The 21,967-nt window shown below is 38.8% G+C and carries 13 protein-coding genes; 9 read left to right on the forward strand and 4 right to left on the reverse strand.

The features are described 5' to 3' along the window. Positions 1-67 precede the first annotated feature (67 nt). From tamL to ccoN, 4 genes are all read right to left on the reverse strand, one after another. Positions 68-2,395, reverse strand: coding sequence for a translocation and assembly module lipoprotein TamL (gene tamL, locus ACM46_RS20775; RefSeq protein ID WP_048508581.1), 2,328 nt, complete (start codon positions 2,393-2,395; stop codon positions 68-70). Next, a complete protein-coding gene (locus ACM46_RS20780) occupies positions 2,395-7,431 on the reverse strand; it encodes a translocation/assembly module TamB domain-containing protein (protein ID WP_083997487.1) in 5,037 nt (1,678 codons plus the stop codon). Before ACM46_RS20780 ends, tamL begins: the two co-directional genes overlap by 1 nt. 506 nt (positions 7,432-7,937) lie before the next feature. Beyond that, positions 7,938-8,825: a c-type cytochrome gene (locus ACM46_RS20785; protein ID WP_048508582.1), complete on the reverse strand. Its 888-nt coding sequence runs from the start codon at positions 8,823-8,825 to the stop codon at positions 7,938-7,940. Positions 8,826-8,844: 19 nt separating this feature from the next. Further along, the gene (gene ccoN, locus ACM46_RS20790; RefSeq protein WP_048508583.1) at positions 8,845-11,124 is read right to left on the reverse strand and encodes a cytochrome-c oxidase, cbb3-type subunit I; all 2,280 of its coding nucleotides are present in this window, start codon (positions 11,122-11,124) and stop codon (positions 8,845-8,847) included. A gap of 185 nt (positions 11,125-11,309) precedes the next feature. Here ccoN and ACM46_RS20795 point away from each other — a divergent pair, with 185 nt between their 5' ends. The 9 genes from ACM46_RS20795 (at position 11,310) to ACM46_RS20835 (ending at position 21,945) form a co-directional block, all read left to right on the forward strand. Further along, positions 11,310-11,603 (forward strand): helix-turn-helix domain-containing protein, encoded by a 294-nt coding sequence (locus ACM46_RS20795; RefSeq protein ID WP_048508584.1) that lies wholly within the window; start codon positions 11,310-11,312, stop codon positions 11,601-11,603. Positions 11,604-11,719: 116 nt separating this feature from the next. Beyond that, on the forward strand, positions 11,720-13,147 hold the full coding sequence (locus ACM46_RS20800) for an amino acid permease (protein ID WP_048508585.1): 1,428 nt from the start codon (positions 11,720-11,722) through the stop codon (positions 13,145-13,147). 190 nt (positions 13,148-13,337) lie between these two features. After that, entirely contained in the window at positions 13,338-14,138 is an 801-nt protein-coding gene (locus ACM46_RS20805; RefSeq protein ID WP_048508586.1) for a GLPGLI family protein, read from the forward strand. A 135-nt stretch (positions 14,139-14,273) separates the two neighbouring features. Further along, entirely contained in the window at positions 14,274-15,077 is an 804-nt protein-coding gene (locus ACM46_RS20810; RefSeq protein WP_048508587.1) for an AraC family transcriptional regulator, read from the forward strand. 110 nt (positions 15,078-15,187) lie between these two features. After that, positions 15,188-15,802, forward strand: coding sequence for a hypothetical protein (locus ACM46_RS20815; protein WP_048508588.1), 615 nt, complete (start codon positions 15,188-15,190; stop codon positions 15,800-15,802). 4 nt (positions 15,803-15,806) lie between these two features. After that, a complete protein-coding gene (locus ACM46_RS20820; RefSeq protein WP_048508654.1) occupies positions 15,807-16,901 on the forward strand; it encodes an agmatine deiminase family protein in 1,095 nt (364 codons plus the stop codon). Positions 16,902-17,229: 328 nt separating this feature from the next. Then, a complete protein-coding gene (locus ACM46_RS20825) occupies positions 17,230-17,709 on the forward strand; it encodes an RNA polymerase sigma factor (RefSeq protein WP_048508589.1) in 480 nt (159 codons plus the stop codon). 111 nt (positions 17,710-17,820) lie between these two features. After that, a complete protein-coding gene (locus ACM46_RS20830; protein WP_048508590.1) occupies positions 17,821-18,645 on the forward strand; it encodes a FecR family protein in 825 nt (274 codons plus the stop codon). Between the two features lie 84 nt (positions 18,646-18,729). Beyond that, on the forward strand, positions 18,730-21,945 hold the full coding sequence (locus tag ACM46_RS20835) for a SusC/RagA family TonB-linked outer membrane protein (protein ID WP_048508591.1): 3,216 nt from the start codon (positions 18,730-18,732) through the stop codon (positions 21,943-21,945). Positions 21,946-21,967: the final 22 nt, after the last annotated feature.

A 21,967-nucleotide genomic window follows, 5' to 3' on the forward strand; every position in this document is an offset into this window, starting at 1 on the left:
TCAATTCAGCAATTCTTTTTTATCTAAATCTTCTTTTGTCTTGAAACAAAAGAAACATTTTAACCCATTAGAAAGGATATCCGATGGCTATATTTAAAATTAAATTATCTTTTCTCCAGCTTGAATCCCCAAAATTAATCCGGTCAAATGTCCATCGGTCTCCTTTTTCATAATAAGGAACCCTTAAAGGCATTGCCAGATCCAGTCTTAAAATCAGGATAGAAAAATCAAGTCTCAGACCTACTCCGGCTCCCACTGCAACCTCGCTTAAAAATTCTTTGGAAAATTGGGCTCCCGGTCTTTGCGCATCTTCATTAATCAGCCAGACATTTCCGGCATCTGCAAAGACGGCAACATTTAAAAATTTATAGAGATTGGCGCGGTATTCGGCATTAAGTTCCAGTTTAATATCTCCGGACTGGTCAAAATAGTATCCGGATTTAATCGTTCTCGGATCAAAGCTTCCGGGGCCCAATGTTCTGGCACGGAATGCTCTGATACTGTTACTTCCTCCCGAAAAGAACTGCTTGGAGAAAGGAATATTTTCTGAATTACCGTAAGGATAAGCTATTCCCGCTATAAATCGTGTGGCTAGAGATGTTTTTTCTGTAAACTTATGATAAAGCCTGAAATCATTTTCTATTTTAGCATATTGGCTGAAAGGGATTCCGAAAATCTTTTTCTCTTTTCCTTTTTCAACATTAGCTCCTGTTACCAGACCTGTAATATTTCCCGCTAAATCTAAAGTTCCCTTATAATAAATTGTGGTTGGTTTAGACAGCATAGTATTCGTATAAGTATAAGAATACGTAGGTCCGAAAATAAGCTGTTTCTGAACCACTCTCTGCATAGCATCACTGTTGGCGGATATTGAATCATACAAAGCGGTAACTTTAGCCGGAGAGACTAATGTCACATCCAATACCTTCAGGTCATGCTCCTTTCTTACATTTTCCTTCCATAAATAACCAAATGATGCACTGAATGTATTAAGTGTATAATATTGGGTACGGTTCTGGAACTCAAATCCCACATTGATATTCGTTCTCGGTACAAAAGCACTTGAAGAATTAAAACGGAAAGGAGCCACAATTCTCGGTATCGAAAGCTGTACATTAGTTCCCGCTCGGAAAAGATTCTGAGCATTTTCCTGACCTCCCATCTGAAAATCAAATGCTCCGTAAACAGAAGCTTTAAACTGTTCAGCACCCTTGAAGAAATTTCTGTGGGTCCAGTTCAGATTCAATTCACTTCCCGCATAATTCGCAGAGTTGGTTCGGCCTAATGCTTCCAGTCTCAGCGACTGAATTTGTCTCGGTGTCAGTAAATAATAAGTATCAAACTGATGCTTTAATGAATCCGAAACGATGAATTCGTTTTTTACAAATTTAAAAACCCCCAGACTGATTAGGCGGTTAAGCGTAAGATTGTGATTCGAACGGTTATAAAGATCTCCCTTTTTAAAATACAAAGCCCTGTCAAAAATCTTGGGTTTGAATTTATGTTGCGGATCAATGACGTAAATATCATCATAGGCATATTTAGACAGTGAATCCGGGTTCATGGGAACACTGTATTTACCATTTTTTACATCCTGAATATTGTAATTGGGAAATACAATGACCTTGTCTATACTGAACTGTTGCGTGGCCAGATCTGGAGTGTCATCTTTTAATTTTACGTTCAGCTCCACCTGATGATTTTTGCTTACCGTACTGTCTGCCTGAACAATAATATTATCAGGACTGAAGTAGTAAAAACCTCTTTCTTTCAGCCCATTATCAATACGTTCTCTTTCGTTTTTAATCACATCAAGATCAAAAGGCCTCCCGGATTTAAGAAGAGTTTTAGGCGTTAAGTTTTGAATTTCTTTATTGATAAGCGAAGAATCCTGCTGAAACTTCACATTGTTGACTAAATATCTTGCACCCGGTTTTAAAGTATAAATGACCTGTGCCTTTTTATTTCTGGAAACTGTATCGTAAGTGGCTTTGGCATTAAAATATCCTTTGTTTTCAGAATAGTTTTCAATGATTTTTCTGTTGAACTCACGGTCTACATCTCCTAATAACACAGGTTTTTCACCTACTTTATATTTTAGCCAGTAATTGAAGCCCTTGTCTTTTTTAGGCTCTTTGGCGATGTTGTAAAAATATAATTTCGGACGCAGACCTAAGATTGAAGAATTAGGTTTAGGAACCAGGTTTTCTTCCAAAGCAGTTTGGAGTTCCTTTTTTTCCTTTTTCGAAAGACTGTCGTTTTCAATCTTTACTTCCCCTCCGGTGTAAAGCATCTGGCCTTCTTTCAGAAATTTCGTATTGCTGCAGGAAAGAGTAGCTGCGGTAAGCCCCGAAGCGAACACATATTTACAGTATATATTAAGTCTGCTTTTCATTATTTAAATTCTACCACTTGGTTATTTTTGTTTTCTTTTTTGCGTTTTTCTTTCTTGGATTTTTGAAAAATCTCACGGAATTTATCATAGTCCAGAGTAATGATAAATCCAATCCCGGTCTCAATGATCTGCCCTTGAAGAGCAACCTGATATTCATCCTTACGGTAAGCCCTTACCATATATCTGCCGTCTCTTGACAGGCTGTAATCTACAGTGACATTTCCGGCAATATTGGTTGTGTTTTCATTTTGACGCGCTTCCCCTTCCAAAGCAAAATTACTTCCTACGGAAACTTTCAGACGGTCATTCAGCAGTTTTTTACTCACCCCTACATTCAGATCCGTTCTTGTATTTTTTTGCCCGGTTGAATAATCTTCAGAAGAATCAAGCCCCAAATCTATATCAACCCCTTTGATTAAACCGGCAGCCAGGTTGTTCAGCTGTTGGGAAAGAATCTTGCTCACACTCTGTCTTGCCATAGTTTCAGCCGACATTCCCGCACCGGATTCAAACGGGTTTTCCCCAATAAAACGGTTCAGCAGCAGAAGAGCAAAAACCTGTTTATTCATTTCCGATTCCTGAGTTCTCAGCTGGGAAAGCTTTTGATTCACAATATCGGTTACCGTAGAAGATACGGAATTGTTTTTCTCATCGGTAGTAATATCAAAACTGATCTGTGGCTTTAGAAGCTCACCTTTCATTTTTAATAAAGTATTGAAAGGAATTCTCTGTTTAAACTGATTGAGCGTGCTGGAACCTGCTCCGTCACTGCTTACCTGCTGTTCAACGAGATCAATAGGTGGAGCTTCCGTTTTATAAATGGCCGTAATATCCATGATGGCCGCCGTAGGTTCTCCGGTCCAGGTAATGGTACTGCCTTTCTGAATATCAAATTTACGCTTCAGAACACTTACGGAAAGCTCATAAGATCCTTTTTCCACTTCATACACTCCTACAAGCGTTGTTTTTCCGGACGGATCGATGCCTCCGGTAAGTTCCGCTTCACCCTGAAGTTTTACAAAATCTCCGTTTGCTTTATCAATAACGATGGACATTTTTGCTTCCTTGCTTACCTCAATATTTACGCTTACATCCATTCCCTTGATACGGCTTTGTGCTTTCAGGGAATCCGCTTTAATAGTTTTATTCAGGACAACCTGATCCTGATCAATAAATTCCACAATTCCGTCTCTTTCCTGTAGAGAAGGGCTGGATTGAGGAAGAACAAAGGTGAAATCGGTATCATCTGAAACAGCCAATCTGCCGTCAACTTTCGGAAGATCCAGGTTTCCGCGGATATGAAGTCCTGCATCAATAGCAAGAACCCCGTACATCATGGCATCATTGGATTTCTCCGAATTCACCACTTTGAAATCTTTGGCATTCACATCAAGATTAAATGCAAAATCCCTGTACGTCTGGGTAAGAACCTGACCATTGATCACAAGGGCGTTTCCGTCTTTGTCGTTGATTTTAAATCGGTTGAACTCGATCCCTCGACTGGTGAAATCAATTTCGTCATTCAGTTTTCTGAAATCACTCCCTGTTTTTGCTATTTCCAGTCCTGCATCATTCAGTTTTACTTTACCTAAAATATTCGGTTTATCTGTATTTCCGGTAATCTTCAGATTTCCGGAGAGATAACCCTCCGTATTGGTGATGGCATTCATCGAAAAGCCCTGAAGCGTCTTCATCTGCAGCTTATTGATCGCCATATTCAGATCAAATGTGCTTGACGAAGTATTATAATCTCCGAGGATTTTTACATCATTATTGTTGCCGGAAAGGGCGACATCGGCATTTAAAATATTCGGTGATGTATTATTGACTTTAACGGCAAGATTTCCGGCCGGACTTCCATATACAATCAGATCCGTGATATTCAGATCCGAAGTGAAAGTCATGTTTTTCGTGACATCCCGAAGCTGGGCAGTCCCGTTGATGGTTCCTCTTGCCAGAACCGTATCTTTCTTGATCAGTTCCGTAATGGTTTCAATTTTAAAATCTTTCAGTGAAACATTCAATGGGCTGGCCGGGTTTTCGGTCTCCGACTGAAGCGAAATTTCACTTCCTCCATTGGTTAAGATAAACTGATCTGCTAAAATTCCTTTATTGCTGATCTGAATTTTATTGTTTTCAGCAACATTCCAATCCGAATAATTCAGTTTTAATCCGTTCGGATTTAGGGAAATTTCTGTAATATCATTCAGCGATTTTGCATTCCCCGCAATAAGGAACTGCGTCGCATCTTTGTCGTCTTTTGTGGTAATATTATAATGAATCGTATTGTCTGCAACATCTCCGCTCACAGCGATTTTTTTCAGTGTGAAGCTGGAACTTTTTAAAGCTGCTGCATTAAGACTATATTGCAGCGCCTGGTTTTCATTGGTCACTTTTAAAGCTACATTTTCCAACGAATTTTCTCCATATAGCAATTGCGGAATCTGCCCGTCTATTTCAATTTTTTGAGAATCCGCATCATAATTTCCTGCTAAATTAATGGTTTCAAAAGTTTTCAGCTCTGGAACAAATTTTCTGATCAGATCATCATTTTTAATCTTGGCATTAAACGTAAAAAACTGTCCCGGATCAATTTTCTCACCTTTGGCAGGTTTCTGGAACTGGTAATACTGATTGATTGTCTGTGTTAATGCGCCAAAAATCTGAGTCAGTTTATATTTTCCTTTTAAAGAGACATCCGCAATCTGAGAATTGAAAATAATCTGTGTGGAATCCTGTGTAGAAGACGCTTTCAGATTCACTTCCTGTACCGGATAAACCTCTTTGGTATCCGAGAACGCGAAATTTTTAAGGTTTAAATAACCGTTCAGGGCATCCGGATCAAGGCTTGAAAAATCTCCGTCGATCTTTCCTGCGATAATCATTGGTTTTTCATAGAATCCAAGTTTATTCACATCAAGTTTGATCACCTCACCATTGATTTTTATGGTTGGATTTTTTTCGTTGTAAACTCCCGAAGCGATTAAATTCAGACTGGCATTCGGATCCTTTGAATTGAGAACGATGTTGTAAACACCCTTATTAATTGTACCCGTCAAATCCATATTCTGGTAACGGTATCCTTTATATACTGCGGACGCCACATGACCTTTCAGATCCGCTTTTGCATTTTTGAAATCAAAACTTTCGCCTTTTGCAGAAATCTGTGCGGTAATGGCCCCGATATCTTTATTTTTAATGATCTTTCCTACCTGGATGGCCTGTAGATTGGCTTTTACATCGTACAGCTCACGGTTTTTTCTGCTCATGTCCACATCGGCTACAATGGCAGCATTTCCAAGAGTAGAGTACAGGTTAAGGTCCGTCTTTACCACTTTCGTAGTTCCCTTTGCACTTCCTTTGATACTGAAATGAGAAGGCAGGGAAATATTGGATGGAATGGTGTTTTTCGGAACCAGATTGTACACAGTTTTAGCTTCTGCCGAAAATTCTCCTATTCTCAGATCATAATAAAGATTCTCAGGTTTCATTGCATTTTTGACTCTTCCGGATGCAGCTACTCTAAGCTGGTCCAGCCCTGAAACTTTAAGATCTTTGATCAACAAATCGTTGACGATTCCCTGAACATTGGCATTAACATTCAGTATAGCATTCGGATATTTGTTGAATGGAGCTGTATTTCGCAAAGTAGGAACAATATTCAGGATATCTGCGAATCCAATTTTGGAATCTTTGATGTTGGCTGAAATTTTTACAGCACCCGGATTGGATGTCAGCTGATCAAGAGAGTCATAATTTAAAATCACTTCATCACGGATCAATGTTTTTGGAGTCTGAAGATAGAGATCTTTCAGGTAAGCCTGTTTTTCCGTATAGACAAAATCAGTATTGAATTTCTGGATATCCAGACCTCTTCCTTCCTGAATTTCTGCTGAATTTACCGTTCCGGCAAACGTATTATTCTCCATTTTGAAGCTTCTTACTTCCACGTTCATTTTAGAAAAATTCATGTGGTTGAAATCCATGCCTTGTTTCGTTGGGGCAATCGCCGTGTTGTTGTACACTGCTTTCACATCATTCAGAACCAGTTTTCCGAGAAGAACTTTCATCGCTTTATCTTTGTCCGAAACCTTAGAAACTTCAGGTTCTTTTTGGTCTTTCGGATTCGCATTTTGAGCAGGAAGATAAAGGTTTGCATTGATATCTGCTCCTGAAAGGATGACATTGGAAATATTGTAGGAATTATTTTCAAGATCCAGTTTGTTCACCTTAGTACTTAGTTCTTTAAACAGAACTTTAGCAAACGTTTTGGTATTGTCGTCGCCGTAATCAATATTGAAATTCGTCAGTTTGATTCCTCTGAGGCCAATATTCATCGGCTTTTTATCGTTCAGTGAATCTACCTTTTTCTCTACTTTTTTAGAAACCTCTTCAATAAGGTCCTGTTTTAATTTCAATTTCAGTCCGTCGAGATTGATATCATTAACGGCATACGTATTTTTATTGAGATCAAAAGTTTTAACCCTTGTATCAAATGATTTGAAATAAAGTTGAATATCGTTTTTGGACTGTTGATCATTGAAGGTTACCCCAATATCCTTTAAATTGATTTTATCCAGAGAAATAATGAAAGGCTTCGAAGGACTTTCCTCCTTGTCACTGGTCGCAAAAGCATTAATGATATAATCGAAGTTGAAAGTTCCGTTCGGTTTCCGTACCACATTGGCGCGGGCACCTTCCAGATCTATAGACGTAATATCGGCAGTGGAACTGATGAGCTTCATCATATTGAGACCCACATCCAGCTTTTTAACAGCGAGAAGCGTGTCTACATCCTGACCTTTGAGATAAAGATTCTCCATCACAAGACTGTTGGGAAATCCTATATACACCCTTTGCAGGCTTACTTTGGTCTTGATTTTTTTTTCAAGATATACAACCAGTTTGTCTTTGATGAAATTTTGAACGGCAGGAAGCCTCAGACTCAGTATCAGAAGGGTAAGAAAAACCAATATTGAAATAAAGGTTATTACAATACGCCTTAAAAGTTTTCTTTTGTTGATTTTCAGTTTCAAATGCGATCAGGTTTGTAACAAAGATAAGAATACTATTTTATTAGCTCTTTGTTGTGGTATCCTATTGCAAGTGCAAAAATCCTGCCTTGGCTGTCCAAATATGGAATTTAGTTTAGTAGTAGTCAAGTGAATCAGTTGATAAAGACAACCAAGGTGTGGATTTTTTTGTCTTTAAAAAAGCCCCCTTTATATCATTTTTAAATGTTGAAAAGGTTTAGCAAAAATGAAATTCAAATGTTAGTATTTCAAAGGGGGCCAGGAATATATGGAGATAATAATTTTTTGTTAACTGATGACATTTAATAGATTAAGATTGGAAGAGGGAAGCTGGAAGTTAATTTTTGGACATTCATTTTAAAAAAAGTTATTTTAAAATTCGATGATCCGGTCTTTAAAAAAATCAATAAAATGATGGTGTCATTTTGCTTTCAGACCTCAATAACTTTGTTCTTCCAGCTTCAAACTTCCCCACATTAAAAACTTAAATATCTTATTCGGGACTTTGATTAATTGTTTCCGTTTTCCCATTTCACTTCCTCACCCTGAGGAGCAGCACCGCCCTGCGCCTGAGTGATAGGAGACGTTTCCTGATTGATGTGGTAGATATACGCTGCAATTTTCTCAGCATCTCTTCCGGTAATGGTTCCGTCTTTGATGAATGGGCGCATCGTAGGATTGTTCGGTGAACCGTTTTCAAGCATCCAGAAAACATTTTTAAACAGACTTTTTTCCTTGATATTGATCCAGTGGGTATCGGTAAGGTTGGGTCCGATACCTCCTTTTCCGGCATCCCCGTGACAGGTTACGCAGTTGGTTTTGAAAAGTTCCTGGCCTTCTGCGATATTATCTGCACTGTATTTTGCCGTTTCCAAATCAATCTGTGGTGCATTTTTTTCATACTCTGCAATGGAAGCCAGCATGGTTTTCACTTCCTTGTCATATTCAGCTTCGGGATGAGCGTATTCCGTGAAGGCAAATGCGGTAAGATAAACGACACAGAATATACACCCGAACCAGAAAAGGCCTATCCACCATTTCGGTAGCGAATTGTCAAGCTCTGTAATTCCGTCAAAACCATGATCTATCAGAATATCTTTTTCTTCAGTGGCGGATTGCTTTTTAAATGCAGAATTCCACAGTTTCTGATAATAGGGAATATTTTTTTCAGCTAAATATGCTTTCTTTTCTTCTTCTGATAATCTGCTGAAGCTTTCGTTTTCCACCAGATCTCCGATAGAGTTCATGATCAGAAGAAGGATGACAGCGATGACAATAAGCGCCCAGAAAAAAGGAGAGGAAAAATAACCTGAATCTCCGGCGAACATTTCAAACGCCATGATCGTTAAGCCTATCGTTGTTGCGATATATATTGAAATTGGGGTTCTCTTTTTCATTGCAGTACAATTTTAAGGGTTACTCAGCACTTGCGGTCTGGATCTGGGTGGTTTTTATATCGGTTCCTAATCTTTGCAGATAAGCAATCATAGCGACAATTTCTCTTTGTTCAAGAGGCACATAAGATGCTCCTTTGGCCGTTTTTTCTTTTTCCATCTGATCTTTCACATCCGTAGCTTCAGAATAAATTCTCTGTACAATAGCTTTAGACTGATTGTCGGCCCATTTTCCCGCAGAATCTATTTCCGCTTTGGAATAAGGAACATCGAAATAATTTTTCATTAACTTCATCTTATCCACCATTTGAGTACGGTCCAGCTTATTCGTGATCAGCCATGGGAAACGCGGCATAATGGAACCTGCAGATGTAATTCTTGGGTTGTACATATGTTTGAAGTGCCATGAATCAGGGTTTCTTCCGCCTTCTCTGTGAAGATCCGGTCCCGTTCTTTTAGATCCCCATAAGAAGGGTCTGTCATAAATAAACTCTCCGGCTTTGGAATACTGCCCGTTTTTACCTTCAAATCTTACAATTTCATCACGGAAAGGTCTGATCATCTGGGAGTGGCAGGAGTTACATCCTTCACGGATATACAGATCTCTTCCTTCCAGTTCAAGTGGTGTATAAGGTTTTACGGCGGTAATCGTAGGAACACTTTGTTTTAAAGATAAGGTGGGAACAATTTCTATTAATCCGCCTATGGCTACTGTAATAAAGGCTAAGATGGATAAAAGCTTTGGAGTTCTTTCCAGCCAAAGGTGTACGCCTTCGCCTTCTTTTCTCGCGGTGCCGATATCTGCCAGCGCCGGAGCTTCCGCAGGAACGTTTTTCTGGAATGAACCTGATCTTACGGTTTTAATCACATTAATCACCATTAAAATAGCTCCTGATAGGTAAAGAACCCCTCCTAAGAATCTCATTTTAAAGTAAGGAATGATAGCAGTCACCGTATCCAGCCAGTTTTTCCACAATAAAGTTCCGTCCGGATTAAACTGTTTCCACATCAATCCCTGAGTGAATCCTGAAATATACATCGGAACGGCATAGAAAATAATTCCCATTGTTCCCAGCCAGAAGTGCCAGTTGGCCAGTTTTTTAGACCATAACGGGGTTCTCCACATAATCGGGATCAGGTAATATACAACCCCGAAGGCCATAAAACCGTTCCATCCAAGCGCACCTAAATGCACGTGCCCGATTACCCAGTCTGTGTAATGTCCTATTTTATTTAAAGATTTGGTAGCTAATAAAGGACCTTCGAAAGTGGCCATACCATAACAGGTAATTGCTACCACGAAGAATTTAAGGATCGGGTTTTCTCTTACTTTATCCCAGGCTCCTCTCAGGGTAAGAAGACCGTTCAGCATTCCTCCCCATGAAGGAGCAATCAGCATAATGGAGAATCCTGTTCCTACGGCCTGAGCCCATGCCGGAAGCGCCGTATACTGAAGGTGGTGAGGACCAGCCCAAAGGTATACGAAAATCAGCGACCAAAAGTGAATAATGGATAATTTATAGGAGAATACAGGACGCTGAGCCGCTTTCGGCATGAAATAATACATCAGACCAAGTACCGGAGTAGTAAGCACGAATGCTACAGCATTATGACCGTACCACCATTGTACAAGTGCATCTTTTACTCCGGAATATACAGAATAGGATTTCCAGCTTGTGAATGATAAAGGAACTTCAAGATTATTAAAGATATGCAGCATAGCCACGGCAATCCATGTGGCGATGTAGAACCAGATGGCTACATAAAGGTGTCTTACCCTTCTCTTCGCAATGGTTCCGAACATATTGATTCCGAAGATAACCCAGGAGAAGGTGATCAGAATATCAATAGGCCATTCATGCTCTGCATATTCTTTGGAAGTATTGATTCCCATTAAGAATGTGATGACTACGGCAACGATCATTAGCTGCCAGCTCCAGAAATGAATCCAGGAAAGCGTATCGCTGTACATTCTTGTTTTTAAAAGCCTCTGCATACTGTAATAAGCACCGCAGAAGAAGGAATTACAGACGAAAGCAAAAATAACGGCACTCGTGTGAAGCATTCTGATCCTTCCGAATCCCATAGCTCCCTGAGTATTGATCAATCCCTGAATATTTCCGCTTCTCAAACTCTGTATGGTAGTGTCATCTGTCCCGAATAAAAACTCAGGCAGTTCAGGGTAAAATAGCATCAGCGCGGCCGAAAGTCCCAGTAGAAAACCGACTAAACCGAATACGATAGTAGCATACAGGAATGCTCTGACAATATTATTGTCATAATTGAATTTTTGCGTCTCCATAATTCCAATAGTGTTGTACCGAAGTGATATTTATCCTCTGAAATCAGATGGTAATGACCTTGATTGGTGTGAAAAAATAAATATCATGTAACGTGTATAATGTTTTGCCAAAGGTATTTATTAACTTTGTGTAAGTCTAGTAGATACCCTTCTAAACTATACCGAAAACTACTAAAACAAAAACGATGAAAGTATGTGGCCAAAATATCAGGAAAATCCGTAGAAGTAAAGACCTTACGCAGGAGTATATGGCTTTTGAAATGGGGATTTCCCAAAAAGCCTATTCCGATATCGAAAATTCCAAAGTGAAAATCAATCTGGATATCCTCACCAAGATCTCCGGTATTCTGGAAATTAAACCATCCGACATCTGCAGTATTTCACACAAATGCGGAACAGACGGGAATGATGACCGCTACCAGGCGCTTTTGGAGTATATGAAAAAGAATAATATTTCAATTCCGGAGGAATATTTATAAAGAAACCCTGCTTTTTTGCTTTTAATTCTTTAAAACTGAATATATTGAATCTTCTGTCTGCTTTATAGAAGCAGAATTTCTCTAAAGTTTTATATATTTAGGGCATAATTGATTTTATGAGCAGCGAACAGAAAACGGAGTCCAATGATGGGGCTCTAGTAAGAGGATTAACCAACAGACATATTCAATTAATTGCCCTCGGAGGAGCCATAGGAACAGGACTGTTTCTTGGCATAGGTCCCGCAGCGGTTTTAGCAGGACCATCTGTTATTCTAGGATATGCTTTAGCGGGAATCATAGCATTCTTTATTATGCGCCAGCTTGGTGAAATGGTGGTTCAGGAACCGGTTTCGGGAAGTTTCAGCCATTTTGCCTATAAATATTGGGGAAATTTTCCGGGTTTTGCTTCAGGCTGGAATTACTGGATCCTCTACATCCTTGTAAGTATGGCCGAATTGACGGCTATTGGTCATTATATTCATTTCTGGTGGCCGGAAATTCCGCTCTGGGTTTCCAGTTTATTCTTTTTTATCGTTATTAATGCGCTCAACCTGGCTTCTGTAAAAGTGTATGGGGAAACAGAATTCTGGTTTTCCATCATCAAAGTGGTGGCTATCATCGGGATGATTGTGTTCGGGATTTACCTATTATTAAGTGGAACCGGAGGAGATAAGGCGAGTATCCAGAATTTATGGAACGACGGAGGTTTTTTCCCGAAAGGATTGTTTAACAAAACCGAAAGCGGATATTCCGGACTTTTTGCTGCAATGGCGATGATCATGTTCTCTTTTGGAGGGCTGGAATTAATCGGGATCACAGCGGCGGAAGCTAAAAATCCTGAAAAAACAATTCCTAAGGCAACCAATCAGGTGATTTACAGAATTTTAATTTTCTACGTAGGTGCTTTGGTTATTTTATTTGCATTGAGCCCGTGGAGAGAAATTACAGAAGGGACAAGCCCGTTTGTGATGGTTTTTCAGAATCTGAACGGATTCTCACTGAATATTTTTGGAAGTACAATACACTTCAATGTGTTAATTGCCAATATCCTTAACCTTATTGTTCTTACGGCAGCTTTGTCGGTTTACAACAGCAGTGTGTACAGCAACAGCAGAATGCTTTTCGGGCTGGCTCAGCAGGGGAATGCTCCCAAATTTTTAAAGAAACTGAATAAAAACAGCGTTCCTACCAATGCGATTTTAATCTCTTCCTGTTTTGCGGGAATCTGTATTATCATCAATAAACTGGTTCCGGAAAAAGCTTTTGAATATTTAATGGCATTAGTTGTTTCTACGTTAATTATCAATTGGCTGATGATCTGCTATACCCATTTGAAATTCAGAAGAGAGAAAGACAGAGCAGGGGTAAAAACCACATTCCCTTCCATATTTTATCCGATATCGAATTATATATGTATTTTGTTTTTACTGGCTATTCTGGTATTAATGAGTATTACAGGAATGGAAATTCAGGTTATTTTAATTCCGGTGTGGCTGGCTTTTCTGTTTCTGATGTTTAGACTGTATAAGCCTAAAAACAAATAGAAAACTGGGAGTTGATACGAGGTACGGGATACGAGTTTTTCGAGTTGGGGAGTTGTTAGTTGACAGTTGCTAGTTCGAACCACGGAACCCGCATCCCGGAACTTTATGAGTCACTCAAATTCACTTGCGAAGCAAAATTGACCATTGACGCCTCTCAATCTCAGCCTTAGCCTTATTAACCATAGATCTTATGAAAACAAAACACCAACTGAAATTTATTATATTCTTTTTATCACTGTCAGCATTCTGTTTTTCACAGAAGTTTAGTTTTATTTATGAAACAAAATGCAGATCAGCAAAAGAAAAACCGGAAGATATTTTTAAGGATCGTATGGTTTTGGATTTTGAGAATAACAGATCTATTTTTCGGGAATCGCTGGCTAGAAATGCTGATTCTCTCAAGTTGATTAATAAAAATGGAGGCTACAGAACAGGCGTTGAAAATCAATTTTACATTAAAAAAGATATCAGTAATAATAATGTAGAAAAGATTATTACTTATCTGCATGCCAATTATCTTCTTCCTATTGATGAAAAATTAAATTGGAAAATCCTGTCAGAACAGAAGACAATAGGAAAGTATAAATCTCAAAAAGCAGAGGTGAATTATGGCGGAAGAAACTGGATTGCCTGGTTTACGACGGAATTACCTTTTAATGATGGTCCGTATGTTTTCAACGGATTGCCGGGTTTAATTATTTCTATTGAAGATACAGAACATGATTATTCATTCAATTTAGTACAAATAAAAAAGGGTGGCGATTGGTTTGATGTAAGGACAAAAACAATTCAAATTGATTGGCCGAAATATGATCAGCTTGGAAAATCATATTATAATGATCCCTGGAATTCCAAATCCGGGAGAAAAGTTACATTTTTTGATCCTCAGGGAAACGAAAAAGACATGAACGAGATGATCAGAGACACACAGAAATCTATTCTTGAAGAAAATAATCCCATAGAGCTGAATCACAAAATCAATTACAAATAAAAATTTTTGTCGTTGTGTACCGGAAATTTCGACCTTTAATTTCAATGAATTTTGTTTATTCGATGTGCTGAGTAATACACGGAAATGCTTTATCTTTAAAGTACATAAGCCCATCTATTTACAAAATATAAAGTCGTGCAGATCAGTTTCAGCGAAATACAGAAAATTGTTGATCATATCGAAGAAAACTTTGACAGGGAAATCACGGCCCTTGAAATTGAGCAACTATCTCACTATTCCTACCGGAACTTTCAACGAATCTTTTTTAAAATCTTTCATGAGACCATTTCAGGGTTTCAGAAGCGGCTCCGGTTGGAAAAATCCTATAAAAAACTGATTTATACTGCAGATAAGATTTCCGATATAGCATGGGAAGTCGGGTATTTTAATATCCAGTCTTTTTCGAAAGCATTCAAAAAACAATATCATATTTCACCGGCAGAAGCAAGAAATCAGAAGCAGGAAATTTTTAAAGAATTTCTGGAGAGTGAAGCTGCCGATCTGCAGTATGAGATAAAATACAAGGATACGGTTTCGGTGTACTGCACATTTATCAAAGCGAAAGATTATAATAATCAGGAGATTAATGATTTGTGGAAAACCATTGAAGAAGAAAACGGAGATACTTTTCCTGCCTATGGAATTATTCGCGATCAGCCGCTTATTACCAACCGTTCCCACTGCAGATATGGAGCTGCTATCCTACAGACAGCTTCCGGAGCGGCAGGGTTTCGGAAAACAGAGATTTTCGGAGGAAAATACATCAGATTTATCCATCACGGACCTTTTGAACACATTTTAGAAACGTACCGGTCTTTTTACCGTTTTTGGCTTACACAGCCGCATCTTTTGCTGGATAATTCAGATGTTATAGAAGAATATGCACTTTCGGAGAAGGGAGAAAATATCACGTATATTTTTTTTCCGCTGCATTCCTGAAAGATGTCTTTTTAGGACAAGTTTTGTTTTTTTGATGGTCTAATTTTGCACCAGTTAAATATTCTACATCATAGAATTGATACTGCAACCCATTAAAAAAACAAGACAGAATGAAAAAAATTGGATTAATCTTTATCGTATTAATTTCAACTTATGCACAATCTCAGGTTTCCATTCAGGCGTATGGCGGAAATAAGGAATCTGAAATATTAGGAATTTATGATAAAGATTTTAAAAACAGATGGAATTACTTCGTTTCGGGAACCGTTTCCTATGATTATGAAACAAGAAAAGTAAGTCCTGCCGTTTATCAGAGCCTTAATTATTTTATAGGCAGCAACTGGGGAGCTTCTGCGGGAGTTCATATTTCGGATGAAGATGTAATGCCCTCACTGGGATTGGCCTTTGTGAAAGAAAGCGGAAACTTTGGGATCAATTTATTTCCGGCAGTTACCTATTCTTTTGATACCGGAAAGATGGGGTTAGGACTTTACACTTTACTGGAATATACGCCTAAACTGAATGAAAAGCTTAATTTCTACAGCATGCTGATGGTAGAGTCTGATTTCAGTTTTCAGGAACATCAGGAGAGCAGTCAGGTGATCCGTTTAGGAATTGAAAACAGCAAAAAAATTCAGTTCGGAATAGGGAGCAATATTTCCCAGACCGGAAATACTTTTGAAACCGATATCAACTTCGGTGTATTTATTGGAAAAAAATTTTAATGATATGAAACAATTATTCGCACTTACCCTTTTACTTAATATGACATTTTGTATGGCACAGACTTATCACTTCCCGGAAGAATCTTCACCTCACGAAGGAACCTGGCTGCAATGGCCTCACCATTATCAACACGGAATGGAATACCGGAAAAGAATCGAGCAGACCTGGATAGATATGACGCGGGAGCTTCAGTCCGGGGAGAAAGTTCACATCATTGCTTATGACAATGCAGAAAAGAAAAGGATTACAGACCTTTTAGGAAAAAATGGTATTCCGCTGAAAAACGTTGATTTTAAAGTGTATCCTACAGACGATGTCTGGGTACGTGATAACGGACCGATCTTCGTGAAAGATAATAACGGGCGTGTCTTAATTGAAGACTGGGGATTTAATGGCTGGGGTGAAAAATATGATTTTGAAAATTGTGATGAAATCCCTCAGCGCATCGGAGAAGATCTGGGCATTAAAGTCATTGATCTGAATGAAGAAATGGTGAATGAAGGCGGTTCGGTGGAAACAGACGGAAACGGCGTTCTGATGGCCTGCAAAAGTTCAGTGATCAGCCAGAAAAGAGGATCTACAAGAACGAAAGGAATCACACAGCAGGAAGCCGAGGAAATGTTCGAAAAATATTATGGCGTTTCCAAAGTAATCTGGCTGGATGGAGTGACAGGACTGGACGTTACGGATATGCATATTGACGGTTTTATGAAATTCATCAACCATAATACCATGATTACGATGGATGAAGACGGTCTTTTTGAAATGGGACTTACCGATAAAGACATCAATACCCTGTACGCAGCATCGAATGTAGACGGAAAAGAATATAAGAAAGTATACCTTCCTGCGACTAAGAATAAAGTAAAAACAGCTTACGGAAAACAGCTGGATGAGAAAGGCTCTTACGTGAATTATTATGTGGCCAACAAAGTTGTTTTGGTTCCCAACTATGGAGATCCGAATGATCAAGTAGCCAATAAAATCATTCAGGATCAGTATCCCGGAAGAAAAGTGGTGGGGATAGATGTGAGAAACTTATATGAAAACGGAGGAATGGTTCATTGTGTAACGCAGCAGCAGCCGGCAGGACGTTAGATTGAGAAGTTAGAAGCTAGAGATTAGAAGTTAGAAGTTTCTGGGTTTCATTACAAAATGAGACTACTGCAGATGCTTTTGACTTCTAATTTTTTGTGTTTAAGTCTGATATTTTCAGTAAATCATTTTATTTGTTGAATTATTTGTTGAGGAAACTGTCCTTGTCAAGGTTTTAAACCTTGACAAGGATTCTTAGTAAACCATGAATCACCTTTCTTGAAATTAAAGGTATATGTTTTTATAACCGCCCCGGAAAAATTAATATATCCTTAATCCGGAAAGAATTAATTATAAATATTTTTGTGCAGCTGTTTTTACCAGACGCACGATGTCGCAATTCGAAAAAATATATTCTGAATACAAGCATAGAGTCTACTTCTTCGTCAAGAAATATATTCAGAGAGATGAGGATGTGGAAGATGTTGTGCAGGATATTTTTGTACACGTATGGAAATATGTGCACAAAACAGATCACCCTTCGGCAATCGAAGCCATCATTTTCAAAACAAGCAAGCAGGAAGTCGCTAATTTTTACCGTAAAAATAAACTGGTGCTGGTTTCTTCAGACCAGAATGCCATTCAGGATACGGAAGACCAGCCTTCGGAAGAACTTTACACAGAGGAGCATATCTCCAAAATAGAAATCCTGTTGGATAAACTGCCCGAGAAAACCAAAGAACTGTTTATTCAGAATAAAATTAAAAACCTCAGCTATTCTCAGCTCGCCGAGGAGAATAAAATATCCAAAGTTGCCATTGGCAAACACATCAACAAAGCCATCAGCTTTTTGAAAATCAATCTCCATTAATTATTTCCAATATGAACTATTTGTTAAATCTCAACAGAAGAGGTTTACGATTTTCTGTTTCCACGTATTTACAGATAAACAAGCTTAAACTTAATTGAGAACAGATAGCTTATGGGTTTAGAAGACGAATTTGAAGAAAACTGGAGATCAGTTTCCGAAGAAGGAAATACAATAGACGATATCACAGACCGAAAGATCCGTACGGGAATCCACCGAAAGATTGCGAGAAAAAAGTCTGTGAAACAATTCTATTGGATAGCAGCCGTATTGGTTCCCTTCTTTATTCTTTTTCTTGTTTTTAAAACTACTGTTTTAGGATCCGGTGCTGAAGCAGAACATGCGTGGGTGTATGAAACATCCGGACAAAAAAAATCATTTGAGCTGCCGGACGGAACTCAGGTAGAACTGAACCCTTACAGTAAGCTTGTTCTGGATAAAAGTTTTGGCGATAAAGACCGTAAAATGGTTTTTACAGGACAGGGGAAATTCAGTGTGGCTAAAGATAAAGAAAGACCGTTCAGAATTAATGCAGGAGAATTTACAATTCAGGTTTTGGGAACTCAGTTCTTTTTGGATCAGAAATCTTCACAAAAAAAAGTAGAACTTTTTGAAGGAAAAGTGAAAATAGAACACGGCAGTACAATCACTTATCTGCTACCGGAAGAAATCTGGCTCAATGATCCCAAGAATCCGGATTATCATTATTACCGTCCCGAAAAGCAAAAGAGCTTTACATTTAACCGTTCTGCCTACTCTGAAGCGATTGCACAATTGGAAAATACCTACAACATCCGTATATCTTATCCGGTTCAGTTTAAAAATAAAAAAGTAAGCGGAGCATTCACCGGAAATCTAAATGAAGTGCTTTCCGTGATAAGCTTTCCCTTCAATCTGAAACCTGAGAAAATCAATGAAAAAGAAATTATATTAAAATAGAAAAGCATCGATATTGGCGTATCGATGCTCATTAAATCAATTTTAAAAACCGGTAAAAGTTTAAAAATTAACATTTGCGAATTTATGAAAAAAACAGCAATTAGTATTGCCGTGCTGGGGATTTTGTGCACATCACAATGGTCTTATGCTTACGGAATACAGCCTTCTTCACATTCTTTCTATGCTGCTGCGGAACTGCCCATCACGAAAGTTTTGGAAAAACTCAGTAAAACAACCAAAACACAGGTGTTTTATTCCGTTTCTGATCTGGAAGATATTATAGTGGATGACAGAAAGATTGATTACAATTCCTTGCAAAAAACACTGGATTATTTACAGAAGAACTATCCGGTAGAATTCAGTATTCAGAACAAAATTGTTACAGTAAGGAGAACTGCGGATAAAACGATGGTAAAAAACAGTCAGGATAAAACCCGTATTTCTAGAAAAGACACGGTTTCTGACAAAGAAAAGAAGATTGATGAGGTGGTATTGATAGGCTATGGAAAACAAAATAAGAAAGATATTTCCGGATCCATCGCTTCCATAGGAGAAAAAGATCTGAAAGGAGTCGCTTCCGGGAACTTCGGAGATATGATTGCAGGAAAGGCTACAGGAATTCAGATTACTCAGGCCAATGCCAATCCCGGAGCGTCACCCAATATCAGAATCCGCGGTATCGGGACATTAACGGCCGGTGCCAATCCTCTGATTGTGGTGGATGGATTTCCTCTAACGGAAGGGACCAACCTTAATTCTATTGATCCCAATTCCATTGCTTCCATTGATATTTTAAAAGATGCAGCGTCTACAGCGATCTATGGATCAAGAGGAGCGAATGGAGTTGTACTTATTCAGACCAAAGAAGGGAAAAAAGGAAAACTGGAATATACATTGGATTCTTATTACGGAATTCAGACCAGAAGCGATAACGAAAAGTTTGTAAATGCTTACGATATGGCCACTTTTATGAAAGAGGCCAGAGACAACAATTATCTGTCTAAAGGTGCTAACAGAAGTGCTTCCGATGATAATGCCACAAGAGTATCCAAAGGAGCCACGCTGAGAGAATTGATTCCAGATTATCTTGCTCCCTATTTAAATAAAGAGAAAGGACTCACAGACACCGATTGGTACTCAACAGTGCTGAAACCTGCACCCATGAGCAATATCTCCTTGAATGTTTTGGGCGGGAACGATAAAACCAAATACTCCTTTACCGGAAGTTACCTGAACCAAAAAGGAATACTGATCGGAACGGATTACGAAAAATACTCCGGGAATATCAATTTAGTCACCAATATGACTGACAAACTGAAATTCGGTGTTTCCATGACGCCTTCTTATGCACAGGGAAGCCTGTTCGATATGGTGAATGGCGGACGTACCTACAACCTTTTGCAGATGGCGACTACCATGTATCCTTTTTTTGCTCCCAGAGATGCCAACGGAAACCTTCTTATTTCTCAGCAGATAAAAGCCAATACGCCTACTGACGGTGCTTTGGTGGAAAATCCCGTGGCTATGGCAGAAATGACGGAAAGAAGATATTCGCTGTTTAAGACTTTCGGAAATCTCTTTGGAGAATGGAATTTTCTGAAGGATTTTAAATACAAAGTTTCCGCAGGCGGAGATTACACAAGCTATGAATACAATTTCTTTGATCCGTCCACCGTGGGAAGCTACCGAACCGCTGCTCCGGATGTCACCACAGCAAGCAGAACAGAATACATCACCAAGAATTATCTGATTGAAAATTTACTGACTTATGATAAAAAGATAGGCGGCCATTCCTTCAATGCCATTGCAGGACAGTCTTATCAGCAGGAAGAATCCAATAAAGTAAATACGCTGGCTGCCGGATTTCCGGATAACAGCATCACCAATATCGGCGGCGGAACTTCTTTTAAAGTAGATGTAGACCAATACAAATGGACATTGATTTCTTATTTTACGAGATTCAATTATTCCTATGAAGGAAAATACAGCCTGATGGCCTCTTACAGAAGAGATGGTTCTTCGCGTTTCGGTGTCAATACGAAATGGGGAGATTTCTATGCTCTTTCATTAGGCTGGACGATAAGCAAGGAAAGTTTCTTCCCTGAAAATAAATTTCTGGATCCTCTGAAATTCAGGTTCAGTGTAGGAAGTAACGGGAACAATCAGATTCCGAACTTTGGAGCACTTTCACTTATGGCGCAGGAAAATTATGTCTTTGGCGGTATTCTCGCACCGGGTTACCGTTCTTCCACGGCTCCCAATCCCAATATTTCCTGGGAAAAATCTGAATCCAAAAACTTTGGAATTGATTTCGGACTCTTTAACAAATACCTGAATGTATCCGCAGATTACTACATTCTGAACAGAGACGGCTTATTACTGGATGTTCCGGTTCCCCAGCAGTCAGGATACAGCACCTCTCTCCAGAATATCGGAAAACTCAGAAATAATGGCCTTGAAATACAGTTGTCTTTAAAACCGATTCATATAGGAGAAGGTTTTGAATACTCCAATAACTTCAGCTTTTCTATGAACAGGAATAAAGTGCTGGCATTAGCGGGAGGGCAAACCCAGATTGTGGCAGGAGCCAATAATTTTGCGATCACCAAAGTAGGAGAGTCTATTGCAGAAATGTATGGGTATCAAATTTTAGGCGTGTACAAATCTCAGGCGGAAATAGATAATTCTCCTCATATTTCAGGAACGATGGTAGGAGATTATATTATGGAAGATCTCAATAAAGACGGGAAAATTGATACCAATGATAAAAAAAGTTTCGGGTCAGGAATTCCTAAATATATCCTGGGATTCACCAATTCTTTCAGATATAAAAACTTTGAACTGAATTTTACTTTATACAGCGAGTTAGGAAGGAAGATCTACAACGGAGATATGGTGAGCATTTCAGAATCGGGAGAAGGATTTGGAGTTCCTTCACAGTATTATTTCGATAACAGATACAATCCTGTAATCAATCCGAACGGGAATTACGCCATGCCTAACATGAATTTTTCCAACAACAGAAAAGAAGCCCGAACTTCCAATATTTTCTTTAAAAACGGAGATTATGTAAGACTGAGATCATTAAAATTGGCTTATAACCTTCCGGAACAGCTGGTTTCCGCTTTAAAAGTGAAATCTATACAGCTGTACTTCGTAGGAAATAATCTTCTGACCTTTACGTCTTACCGCGGGCAGAATCTGGATGCCAATTCAGATAATATACTTACCCAGGGCTACGACAGCGGCTATTATCCCATTGCAAAAGTCTATTCTTTTGGAATGAATATGAAATTTTAAACCCCTATTTCCATGAATACAT

Origin of the sequence: Chryseobacterium angstadtii, from assembly GCF_001045465.1 — a bacterium.
Lineage (GTDB): Bacteria > Bacteroidota > Bacteroidia > Flavobacteriales > Weeksellaceae > Chryseobacterium > Chryseobacterium angstadtii.

Excerpts from the sequence above, each read along its gene's own strand:
- ACM46_RS20820 (WP_048508654.1), top strand. The coding sequence starts at position 15,807 with ATGAAACAATTATTCGCACTTACCCTTTTACTTAATATGACATTTTGT.
- ACM46_RS20825 (WP_048508589.1), top strand. The coding sequence starts at position 17,230 with ATGTCGCAATTCGAAAAAATATATTCTGAATACAAGCATAGAGTCTAC.
- tamL (WP_048508581.1), bottom strand. The coding sequence starts at position 2,395 with ATGAAAAGCAGACTTAATATATACTGTAAATATGTGTTCGCTTCGGGG.
- ACM46_RS20815 (WP_048508588.1), top strand. The coding sequence starts at position 15,188 with ATGAAAAAAATTGGATTAATCTTTATCGTATTAATTTCAACTTATGCA.
- ccoN (WP_048508583.1), bottom strand. The coding sequence starts at position 11,124 with ATGGAGACGCAAAAATTCAATTATGACAATAATATTGTCAGAGCATTC.
- ACM46_RS20785 (WP_048508582.1), bottom strand. The coding sequence starts at position 8,825 with ATGAAAAAGAGAACCCCAATTTCAATATATATCGCAACAACGATAGGC.
- ACM46_RS20800 (WP_048508585.1), top strand. The coding sequence starts at position 11,720 with ATGAGCAGCGAACAGAAAACGGAGTCCAATGATGGGGCTCTAGTAAGA.
- ACM46_RS20830 (WP_048508590.1), top strand. The coding sequence starts at position 17,821 with ATGGGTTTAGAAGACGAATTTGAAGAAAACTGGAGATCAGTTTCCGAA.
- ACM46_RS20835 (WP_048508591.1), top strand. The coding sequence starts at position 18,730 with ATGAAAAAAACAGCAATTAGTATTGCCGTGCTGGGGATTTTGTGCACA.
- ACM46_RS20795 (WP_048508584.1), top strand. The coding sequence starts at position 11,310 with ATGAAAGTATGTGGCCAAAATATCAGGAAAATCCGTAGAAGTAAAGAC.
- ACM46_RS20805 (WP_048508586.1), top strand. The coding sequence starts at position 13,338 with ATGAAAACAAAACACCAACTGAAATTTATTATATTCTTTTTATCACTG.